General features: G+C 71.5%; 10 protein-coding genes. 5 read left to right on the forward strand and 5 right to left on the reverse strand.

What is annotated here, in order from left to right; translation table 11 throughout:
• Nucleotides 1-111 precede the first annotated feature (111 nt).
• A complete protein-coding gene (locus tag ACFWW9_RS44260; protein WP_390389335.1) occupies nucleotides 112-627 on the forward strand; it encodes a pyridoxamine 5'-phosphate oxidase family protein in 516 nt (171 codons plus the stop codon).
• 3 nt (nucleotides 628-630) lie between these two features.
• Here the strand turns inward: ACFWW9_RS44260 and ACFWW9_RS44265 are convergent, their stop codons facing one another.
• Entirely contained in the window at nucleotides 631-1,683 is a 1,053-nt protein-coding gene (locus ACFWW9_RS44265) for a hypothetical protein (RefSeq protein ID WP_390389336.1), read from the reverse strand.
• A 90-nt stretch (nucleotides 1,684-1,773) separates the two neighbouring features.
• On the opposite strand from ACFWW9_RS44265, the gene ligA reads away from it, so the two are divergent.
• Nucleotides 1,774-3,765, forward strand: coding sequence for an NAD-dependent DNA ligase LigA (ligA, locus tag ACFWW9_RS44270; protein WP_390389337.1), 1,992 nt, complete (start codon nucleotides 1,774-1,776; stop codon nucleotides 3,763-3,765).
• 29 nt (nucleotides 3,766-3,794) lie between these two features.
• On the opposite strand, the gene ACFWW9_RS44275 is transcribed toward ligA, so the two are convergent.
• Complete coding sequence (locus tag ACFWW9_RS44275; protein ID WP_390389340.1) at nucleotides 3,795-4,457, reverse strand: hypothetical protein; 663 nt, start codon at nucleotides 4,455-4,457, stop codon at nucleotides 3,795-3,797.
• 352 nt (nucleotides 4,458-4,809) lie between these two features.
• Here ACFWW9_RS44275 and ACFWW9_RS44280 point away from each other — a divergent pair, with 352 nt between their 5' ends.
• Entirely contained in the window at nucleotides 4,810-5,574 is a 765-nt protein-coding gene (locus ACFWW9_RS44280; RefSeq protein ID WP_390389343.1) for a GDSL-type esterase/lipase family protein, read from the forward strand.
• Between the two features lies 1 nt (nucleotide 5,575).
• Here ACFWW9_RS44280 and ACFWW9_RS44285 read toward each other — a convergent pair whose 3' ends face one another.
• Genes ACFWW9_RS44285 through ACFWW9_RS44295 form a run of 3 tightly spaced genes read right to left on the reverse strand, consistent with a single transcriptional unit; the run spans nucleotide 5,576 to nucleotide 7,156 of the window.
• Nucleotides 5,576-5,908 carry an ArsR/SmtB family transcription factor gene (locus ACFWW9_RS44285; protein ID WP_390389345.1) on the reverse strand — a complete coding sequence of 111 codons (333 nt, stop codon included), beginning with the start codon at nucleotides 5,906-5,908 and terminating at the stop codon, nucleotides 5,576-5,578.
• Complete coding sequence (locus tag ACFWW9_RS44290; protein ID WP_390389347.1) at nucleotides 5,898-6,329, reverse strand: SRPBCC domain-containing protein; 432 nt, start codon at nucleotides 6,327-6,329, stop codon at nucleotides 5,898-5,900. The genes ACFWW9_RS44285 and ACFWW9_RS44290 overlap by 11 nt, the downstream gene beginning before the upstream one ends.
• 59 nt (nucleotides 6,330-6,388) lie before the next feature.
• Entirely contained in the window at nucleotides 6,389-7,156 is a 768-nt protein-coding gene (locus ACFWW9_RS44295) for a sulfite exporter TauE/SafE family protein (protein WP_390389349.1), read from the reverse strand.
• A gap of 62 nt (nucleotides 7,157-7,218) precedes the next feature.
• On the opposite strand from ACFWW9_RS44295, the gene ACFWW9_RS44300 reads away from it, so the two are divergent.
• Both ACFWW9_RS44300 and ACFWW9_RS44305 read left to right on the forward strand, forming a co-directional pair.
• Nucleotides 7,219-8,646 (forward strand): DUF2867 domain-containing protein, encoded by a 1,428-nt coding sequence (locus ACFWW9_RS44300; protein WP_390389351.1) that lies wholly within the window; start codon nucleotides 7,219-7,221, stop codon nucleotides 8,644-8,646.
• 76 nt (nucleotides 8,647-8,722) lie between these two features.
• Nucleotides 8,723-9,763: a hypothetical protein gene (locus ACFWW9_RS44305; protein WP_390389352.1), complete on the forward strand. Its 1,041-nt coding sequence runs from the start codon at nucleotides 8,723-8,725 to the stop codon at nucleotides 9,761-9,763.
• Nucleotides 9,764-9,855 lie beyond the last annotated feature (92 nt).

The raw sequence follows: 9,855 nt of genomic DNA on the forward strand, positions 1-9,855 counted from the left end.
TACGCGCCGGGGGGCGCGGGGGGCCGGCCCCCCCCCCCCGCCCCACCGCGGGCTCGGTGAAGTCGTCGGCGTGACGTGTCGATTCGCGGGCGGCCCGTTCGACGTACGGGTATGACCGAGCCGAAGAGCACTCGAAACCTTGATCAGTACGGGTCCGCGGAGTTGCCGTGGAGCAGGGCGCGCGATGTCCTCGCCAGCGACACGCCCCAGGAGGACCTGACGTTCTTCCTCGCCACCGTCCGGCCTGACGGGCGGCCGCACTCGGCCGGGGTTGGGGCGATCTGGGTGGACGACTCGCTGTACTTCGTCAGTGGGCCGTCCACTCTGAAGTCGCGGAACCTCGCGGTGAACCCGGCGTGCAGCGTGGCGGTCCGGCTGCGTGGGGTGGATCTGACGCTGGAGGGTGAGGCGCGGCGGGTGGTGGACGGCGGTGAACTGGAGCGGGTGGCGGCTGTCTACCGGACGGGTGGGTGGCCGGTGGAGGTGGTGGGTGACGCGCTGACCGCGTCCTTCACCGCGCCCAGTGCCGGGCCGCCGCCGTGGCACCTGTACCGGCTCGTCGTGCGCACCGGTGTCGGGGTGGCCACCGCCGAGCCGCAGGGTGCGTCGCGCTGGGACCTCGGCTGAGGGTCAGCGGGCTCCCAGGGCGGCCGCCATGGCGTCGAGGCGTTGCTGGAGGGCGGGCAGGTCGTCTGCGTGGACGCAGCCGGTGAAGATCTCGATGTACAGCGTGTCGACGACCGGGATGTCGATGGACACGTCCGAGTCGGTGCCGCCGACCCGGAACAGGTAGTCGTCGGGGGCCATGCCGGAGTCGTGGCGCAGGCGTGCCTCGATGGCGTCCGCGGTGGCCTCCGGCACGTTCGGCGAGACGATCTTGAGGTGCAGGTCGACCACGTCCGACGACGGGCCGAGCAGGTAGTTGGTCCGGTCGCAGTTCCACGTCTGGTACTCAGGGTGGACGTCGGGCAGCGGATCGTATCCCTTCAGCCGGTCGGTCACCCTGGTCAACGTCGCCGAGGTCGCCTCGACGGAGTACGGGCCCTCCAGTGTGGACTGGTCGAGCAGTTGGAGGCCGGACCAGCCGCCGATGACCGCCCACGCCGCCAGGCAGGCGGCGAGCAGGCCGCCGCCGACCGACATCCGGGGTGAGAAGTCCTGTGCGGGCGCGGTTCCGTCGAGGCCGTAGCGGGGTTCCAGGTCCGGTCGGGCGGCGCGCAACGCCTTGACGACCTCGTCGTGGCCCACGCTGGTGCGCCACCGCAGGCGCGCGCGCCCGTTCGCGGTGCCGATCTCCAGGACCTCCCAGGCGAACGACCCCGAGCCCATCAGCGCGACGATCAACCCGACCACGAGCGAGGTCGGCAGCCAGAACGCGAGCCAGAACGGTTTCGCCGACACGTCACCGAGGCGGATCTCGGTGACCGCGTCGTACCGGACGCGCTGCCGCAGCAGCACGATCCCGTCCGGGCCGATGTCGGCGTGCCGCGGCCACTGGCGGCCGAGCCACACCGCGACCGCCACGACCACCAGGTCGGCGAACGTCATGAACCAGAAGAACGTCCGTTCGGGCGTGATCAGGATCCCCCACCCGTGCCACACCGCCAGCACGCCCGCCACCGCGTCCACGCCCCACACCCACAGCGCCGCCGTGGACAACCTCACCCGCCGCGTCTGGCTCACGACGCTCCGACGCCACGCCACCCGACCGGGTTCCCGCGAAACCCGCGATCACCAGTCGTTCTCGAGCGGGTCGAGGTAGCGTCATGCGCCGTGAACGCTCGGGAACGCATCCAGGAACTGGCCGACCGGATCGTCGTGCTGCGCGACGCCTACTACCGAGGCTCGCCGCTGGTCGCCGACGCCGAGTACGACGTCGTCGAGGACGAGCTGCGCGGCCTGATCGACGAGCACCCGGACCTGACCCCGGACCCCAACCCGCTGGAGCAGGTCGGCGCACCCGGCGTGCTGCACGCGCCGATCCGGCACTCGCGGCCGATGCTGTCGCTGGAGAAGTCGACCAAGCCCGAGCAGGTCGCCGCGTTCTTCGGCCGCTTCCCCGGCCAACCCGTCGTGGTCATGCCCAAACTCGACGGCCTCTCGCTCGCCCTGGTCTACGAGAACGGCCGACTCGCCCGCGCGGTCACCCGTGGTGACGGCACCACCGGCGACGACGTGACCCCGCTGGTCAAAGCCCTCACCGACGGGGTCCCCGCGCGGGTCGACGCGCCGGGCCGGGTCGAGGTGCGCGGCGAGGCCGTGATGCTGCGCTCCACGTTCACCGCCTACAACGTCGCGCACCCGGACAAGCCGCTGATCAACCCCCGCAACGCCGCCGCTGGCACCCTGCGTGCGAAGGACCCGGCCACGGTCGCCGAGCGTCGGCTCCAGTTCTTCGCCTTCGACTTGGACACCGACCCCGACGCTGGTGAGGCCGACCTGGAACGCGGTCTGCGCACACTCGGGTTCGCCGCCGCCGACATGCGTCACTGCGACGACGCCGATGCCGCCCAGGAGGTGATCACCGCGATCGAGCAGCAGCGCAACGACCTGGACTACGACCTCGACGGCGCCGTGCTGCGCCTGGCCGACCGCACCGCCTACGCCGCCGCCGGCACCCGCTCGAACTCCCCACGCGGGGCGTTGGCGTTCAAGTTCGCCGCCGAGGAGAAGACCACCGTGCTGTCCGACGTCGTCTGGGACGTCGGCAAAACCGGCAAGATCGCCCCGGTCGCGTGGCTGGAACCGGTGTTCGTCGGCGGCACCACCGTCACCCGCGCCACGCTGGCCAACCAGGAGGTCATCCGCGCCCGCGGCATCCGCATCGGCGACACCGTCCTCGTCCGCCGCGCCGGCGACGTGATCCCCTTCGTTGCAGGTGTGCTGGACGCGTCCAAGCGCACCGGCGAGGAACGCGAGATCGTGCCCCCGAGCGAATGCCCCTCGTGCGCCCAGCCGTTGACCGAGCAGGGCAACAGCCGGGAACTGTTCTGCACCAACGTGGCCTGCCCCGCCCAGACCGTGCGCCGGTTGATCCACTGGGCCTCCCGCGCCGCGGCCGACATCGAGGCCGTCGGCGGGGTGTGGATCGAACGCCTCGCCGAAGCCGGGATCCTGGTGAACCCGTCGGACTTCTACACCCTGACCAAGGAACGCCTGCTGGAGTTCGACCGCATCGGCGAAGTCTCGGCAACCCGCATGATCGACTCTATCGACACCAGCCGCCAGGTCGGCCTCCGCCGGGCTTTGATCGGCCTCGCCATCCCGATGGCCTCGGAAGGCACCGCGGCCCGCCTGTGCCGTGCGGGCTTCGACTCCCTGGAAGACGTCCTCGACGCTGGTGTGGATGGCCTGGTGGCCGTGGAGGACATCGGTCCCAAGGTCGCCGCGTCCCTGGTCGAGCACCTCACCCGCCTACGCCCCGAGTTGGAGCGCCTACGCGAACGCGGGGTGTCGTTGGACGTCCGCGAGGAAGACCTGCCACCGGTCGTCGCGGCAGGCGCTCCCCTGGCAGGCAAAACGGTGGTGATCACCGGCGCGATCAACGACCCCCGCTCCGGCGAAAAAGTCGCCCGCCCGACCTTCCAACGCCTGTGCGAGAAGGCAGGGGCGACCACGGCGTCCTCGGTGTCGGCCAGCACCGACCTGCTGATCACCGGCGCGGGCGTCGGCGAGAGCAAACTGACCAAGGCCGAGAAACTGGGCGTCGAGGTCGTCGACCAAGGCGTGATCTGGCCACAACTCATCGCGGCGGGCATCGCCTAGGACGGATTCTCACCCGGTCGGTGTGGCAGTCACTCGGCCAGTTCCGGATCGACGATCGCCACCGTCGTCGACTCGCAATACTTACCGTTGCTCGTGGTCACCACCATGGTGATCGAAGCGGCCGAGTCGACCGGGATCGGGACCTGTGTCGGCGGCTGGCCTGAGCTGACGGCAAACGTGCCTTCACGCTCCTGACCGTCCACGGTAAATCGAAAGGTGACGCCGGTTACTTCTCCCGGCTTGGGATCGACCAGTCCGATGAGCATCGTGAAGTGCCGGGGATGCCCTGGCGGCAATGGGTGTGAGATGTTCCGCGCTCGCACGCAGCCCAGTTTCGCCGTCATCGCGCGCGGATAGCTCTGGCCGTTGATCGTTGCGGATTCCTGGTGAAAATCCGCGCCCTTCCACTTGTCGTCGAGCAGCGACACCGACCCCTGCGGGGGGACCGATGTGTCGCGAGTCGATCCTGTCGGCGCTTGGAGACTCGGCCACGGCAGCAGGAAGATCGCGAGTGCCGCAACCCCAACCGTCACAACCACTACCGCGACCCAGGACGCCAACCCCATCCGCGGTGGTGCCGACACGTTGTGCACTGTGAGATCCCGCGTCGCCTGGTAGACCTGCCCTCCATCCGACGCGGTGCCGATCTGAGTGCCAGGGCCTGGCACATCATCGGTCTCGGACTCGGCCAACGCCCACCCCACGCCTCACCGACCGGACCTTCCGGCCGACCGCCACAAGAGCCGACCCCACCGCCCCAGCACAACGCAGAACTGCGGATACCACCTGTTCGAGGCCAACCGAACGTCGGCTTACCGCACGCACCGGTCGGTCCACTGTGGACCGACCGGTCAAAGACCTGGCCTTCTGTACCCTCGGGAACCGAGGCGAGAAGGGGACAACGTGCGGGTTGGGCGACGGGTTGCGTTGGTCGGGGTGTTGTTGGTGGGGCTTGCGGCGTGTGGTGGGCAGGCTCTCGAGACTCCCGCGACCACGTCCGCCACCACCTCCAGCAGCACCCCGCCCCCGGCCGACCAGGTGTACGTGTCACTAGGCGACTCGTACGCCACCGGTTACCAGCCCCCGGCGGCTACGAGCGCACCCACGGGTGGTTTCACCTCCCTAGTCGCCGAGCGAACAGGACTGCGGTTGGTGAACGTGGCGTGCAGTGGTGCCACGTCCGTGCAGTTGCGGGACGACTCCGCCTGTTCTCCCGCCAACCGCGCCCCCGGTGCGGCCGACCCGGCGGGCACGGGGCAACTGGACGCGGCGGTGCGGGTGTTGCGGGAGAACCAGGGGCGGGTTGGGCTGGTGACCGTCGTGATCGGTGGCAACGATCTCGCGCCGTGCGCGCGGGCGGCCGAGGCCCTGACGTGTGCGGTGCAGGCGGTGGCCACGGTGCGGGCCAACCTGGCCGCCGTGCTGCCCGCGCTGCGGGACGCCGCGGGGGACGCGCCGATCGTCGGGTTGACCTACCCGGACATGTTCCTGGGCGCGTGGGTGTCGTCCGCGTTCCCGAACGGTCAGGACCTCGCACGGTTGTCGGTGCCGCTGTTCCAGAACTTCTTCAACACCGCCCTGAAGGCCGAGTACGAGAAGGTCGGGGCCACGTTCGTCGACGTGACGGCGGCGACCGGCGGTTACGCGCCCCTGACCGAGACCACGCAGGACCCCGAGCACGGGCAGGTGCCGACCGCGGTGGCGCGGGTGTGCGCGTTGACGTACTTCTGCGACCTCACCGACGTGCACCCCACTCCCGCGGGCCACGAGGCCATCGCCACCGCCGTCCTGGCCGCCACCGGTCGCTGACTCAGGTCTTGTCCAGGTAGTCCGTCAACGCGCCGAGCGGGCCGTCCCAGTCGCGGGCGAGCGCGGCGAGGAACTGCTGCGCCACCCGCATCGGAGCCGACCGGAGTCGGTAGCGGACGCGCCGCCGCTCCCCCGGTTCGGCCGTCACCAGCCCGGCCTCGGTGAGCAGGGCCAGGTGCTTGGCGATCGCCTGCCGGGTGATGGGCAACCGGTTCGCGAGGTCGGTCGCCGTGGCGGGGCCGCCCTCGGCGAGCGCGGCCAGCAGGGACCGGCGGCTCGGGTCGGCCAGCGCGGCGAAGACCCGTTCGGCGATGGCCTCGGTGTCAGGCTGCATCGAGGTAGTCGACCAGTTCGCCCAGTTCGGCGGCCCAGCCCTGGGTGTTGCCGTCGAAAGCCTTGCGGCGCACGTCCTCCGGGGCCTGGGCGAACCCGGACTCGACCACGGTCAGCCGCGTGCCCGCCCCGACCGGTTCGAGGGTGAACTCCACGTACGTGCGGCGCGGGTCGTCGTCCGGCAGGCCCTCGATGTGCCAGGTGTAGGCGAACGCGGTCGGCTCCTCCACCCGTTCGATCCGCAGGTCGGCGACGTGCCCGCCGGTCCACGTCAGCCGGGCCGTGCCGCCGGGGCGCAGGTCGATCTCGGCGTCGTTGCCGAACCACGTGCCGAGCCCCTCGGCCGTGGTGATCGCGGCCCACACCTTGGCGGGCGAGTGGGCGATCTCGACGACCCGTTCGATGCGATCGGGGAATCCCATGACTGCCTCCTTGAGTAGCAACTTGTTGGTTGCGATATTATGGCAACCATCGGGTTGCGTCAACCCCTCACCAGGACGGCGACCAGCGCCGCGGCGAGCAGGCCGACGTAGGCGACGGCGTGCGCCCGGTCCGGGATCGGCGGCAGCACCCGCCGGGCGAGGGCGATGGTCGGCAGCGACCCGGCGAGCAGCGCCGCCGCCGCGACCGGGTCGACCGCGCCGGACGGACCGGGTCCGACCAGGTAGAGGGTGGTCGCGACGACCGCGATCGGCAGGCTCAACGGATTCGACATAGCGGCGGCCTCGACCATCGGCAGGCCGCGGCGGCGCAGCAGCGGCACGGTCATCACGCTGCCGCCCACCCCGAGGAAGCTCGCCACCGCGCCGATCCCGATCCCGCCTGCCGTGGTCGTGACCGGGCCCAACGGCCGGGGCTCGCCACCGCCCGCCAGGAACCCGCGGCGCAGCAGGCTGTCCACGATCGTGATGCCCAGGTACACCGCGAACAGCAGGTGCAGCAGGGAGTCCGGGGCCGCGCCCGCGGCCAGGCTGCCGACGACCGCGCCGAGCGCCACGTACCCCGACAGCGGCCACAGGTACTCGCGCCGCAACCGCCCCGAGCGGTGCAGCGTGAGCGTCGCGCCGAGCGAGTTCACCACCATCACCGCCGCCGACGTGCCCACGGCGACGTGCATCGCGTCCGGACCTCTCGCGGCCACCGCGTACACGACCGGGACGGTGACGAAGCCCCCGCCGAATCCGAACAGGACGGTCGTGACGCCGCTCAGGCAGCCGAGGACGACCAGGACGGCGATCGTGGTGAGCACGTGGCTCGACGCTACCCCGCGCCGATCAGCGCGGACGCCCCCCTGCCCCTAGCGTGGTGACGATGCGCCCCTCCCCCGCCGCTCGCTGCCTGGTCATGGGCGCGACGGGCTACCTCGGATCGCTGCTGGTCCCGGCCCTGGTCGAGGCCGGTCACGCCGTGCGCGCGCTGGTCCGCGACCCCGACGCCCCGCTCTCCGTCGCCGTCCACGTCGGCGACGCCACCGACCCGGAGGCCGTGCGCGCCGCGCTCGACGGCGTCGAGGTCGTGTACTTCCTCGTGCACTCGCTGGACCGCGACGACTTCGCCGACGTGGACCGCCGCGCGGCGACCGTCCTGGCGGAGCAGGCGGCGGCCGCAGGCGTCCGGCAGGTCGTCTACCTCGGCGGACCGCGGCCCACGTCCGACGACGTGTCGGCGCACCTGGCCTCCCGCGCGGAGGTCGGCGACATCCTCACGGCCGGGGCCGTGCCCGCGCTGGCGTTGCAGGCCTCCATGGTCATCGGGCGGGGGTCGGCCAGCTTCGACCTGCTCAGCGCCGCCCGCCTGTCCCCGTGGGTGCCCGTGCCCCGGTGGATGCGCAACACCAGCAGGCCGGTCGCCGTGGCGGACGTCGTGCACTACCTGCTCGCCGCGGCGGACCTGGACCGGCCGGTGCGCGGCGCGTTCGACGTGTCCGGCCCGGAGGCCCTGAGCTACCTCTCACTGGTGCAGCGCTACGCCCGCGTGACCGGGTTGCGGGTGCGGCTGCCGGTGCCCGCTCCCCTGTGGTCGCACCGCGTGGCGGCCACGCTCGCGGGTCTCGTGACGCCCATCCCCTCGTCCGTCGCCGCGCCGCTGTTCGCCTCGCTGGAGCACGACCTGGAGCCCACCGACCTCGACGTCACCGAGGTGCTGCCCCCACCGCCCGGCGGCCCGACGACCGTGGACAACGCGATCCGCGCCGCCTGCCCGGACCCCGAGGGCGAGGCCACCGCGGACACGCCGTTCGTCGACGAGGTCGTGCTGCCGTCGTCCGCCGGGCCCGACGAGGTCTGGCGCACGATCACCGGACTCGGCGGCGCGAACGGGTGGCGGACGATCCCCCTGGTGTGGACCGTCCGCGGCGCGCTCGACCACCTCGCGGGCGGCGTCGGGCTCTACCGGGGCCGGGCACCGGAACTCGCCGACGGCGACGTGGTCGACTTCTGGACCGTCCGGCACCGCGACGACACCGCCCGCAGGCTGGTGCTGCACGCGGACATGCGGATGCCCGGCGACACCGTCCTGGAGATGGCCGTCGACGAGCACGAGGGCCGCACGCGCTACCGCCAGACCGTCACCTTCACCCCGGACGGCCTGGCGGGCAGGCTCTACTGGCAGTTGCAGAAACCCTTGCACGACCTCGTGTTCACCACGATGGCCCACGGCATCGCCCGCAGTTCCCCGTCCGGCGGGCCCGCCGAAGCGCTGCTCGACGCGGCCCACCACGTGGCGGCCAAGCTCGGGTAGTCCCCCGACGAGAAGAACGTGACATCCCCTCGACTTACTGGTATTCCCTTGGCACACAAGCTTTGGGGGGTCGGGGATGTCCTGGTCGTCGGAACGTCCGGTGTTGGCCGTCGTCCGCTACTCCATCATCACCGCGGCGGCGGCTTTGGTGCTGGTGGCCGGGGTCGGCCTGGTCCGGGTCTCGGCCGACAACGCCCTCCGCGGCCGCGCCACCGCCGAGACCGTGGGCAGGCTCGCGGAGGGGTTCCGGCCGACGGACGAGAAAACCGTTGTGGCGTACCACGACGAGGAGGAGGACGAGCAACTGCTGCTCGTGACGGTGGACGAGCCGTCGAAGTGGCGGGCGAGCCAGGAGATCCGGCTCCGCTACGAACCCGGTGAGGGCAAGGACCCCAACCTCGGGCCGTACGCCGTCATCCCGGACCCGACGAACGTGGTCATCCTGGAACCCGGCATCCGCAACGCCGACCAGCTCACCGGGTGGGACTTCTGGTGGCCCACGGCGGTGATCGGCGGCCTGGTCCTGCTGGTCCTGCTCGCGTGGACCCTGCGGTGGCGACTCAACCGGTCCGCCGCGGCGGCCGACCCGACCCCGATGCGGGTCGTCGTGATCCGCGGCCGCAACCAGGTCCAGATGGGGTCCACCGGCAGCGTCGCGGAACTGCTGCTCTTCCCGCCGGAACTCCCCTTCGACGCCGACGCGCTCGTCCAACCGGTGCCGCGCTCGCTGCCGGGCGTGCGGTGGCAGCGCGTGCACTGGGATCCCGCGCTGGAGGTGGTCGAGCCGGGCCGAACCGTCTCGGTGCGCGCGACCAAGGGGATCCTCGGCCGCGCGGTGGTGGAGCCGGAACCGGGCGTGCGGCTCTGGCCCGCGAGCCGCCTGCGCCGCAAGGGCGGTTTCGGGATGCTCTTCGTCGTCCAGCCCCACCGCGACCGCGCCCGCTACGCCCAACCGGTCAAGCCACCGCCCGCGATCTGGCTGGTTCCGTTGGTGGCCGGGGTGTTCGGTGCCCTCCGCGGCCACTTCCTCGCCGACGCGCCCGTGTTCGTCGTGGGCCTGCTCGTCCTGGTCACCTTCGCGTGGGCGTGGACCGGCCCAGCACCGGACGAACTCTGACCCCCACTTCGACCAAAAACATGATCTTCCCTCGGTTTTTCTGGTACTCCACTGGAACGCCGTCTTCGTGGGGGAGTCAAGGATGTCCTGGT

This window comes from Umezawaea sp. NPDC059074, assembly GCF_042738955.1.
In the GTDB taxonomy this organism is placed as follows: domain Bacteria; phylum Actinomycetota; class Actinomycetes; order Mycobacteriales; family Pseudonocardiaceae; genus Umezawaea.

Coding starts and splice junctions, on each gene's coding strand:
- ACFWW9_RS44300 (WP_390389351.1), top strand. CDS start 7,219: ATGCGCCCCTCCCCCGCCGCTCGCTGCCTGGTCATGGGCGCGACGGGC.
- ACFWW9_RS44260 (WP_390389335.1), top strand. CDS start 112: ATGACCGAGCCGAAGAGCACTCGAAACCTTGATCAGTACGGGTCCGCG.
- ACFWW9_RS44305 (WP_390389352.1), top strand. CDS start 8,723: ATGTCCTGGTCGTCGGAACGTCCGGTGTTGGCCGTCGTCCGCTACTCC.
- ACFWW9_RS44290 (WP_390389347.1), bottom strand. CDS start 6,329: ATGGGATTCCCCGATCGCATCGAACGGGTCGTCGAGATCGCCCACTCG.
- ACFWW9_RS44285 (WP_390389345.1), bottom strand. CDS start 5,908: ATGCAGCCTGACACCGAGGCCATCGCCGAACGGGTCTTCGCCGCGCTG.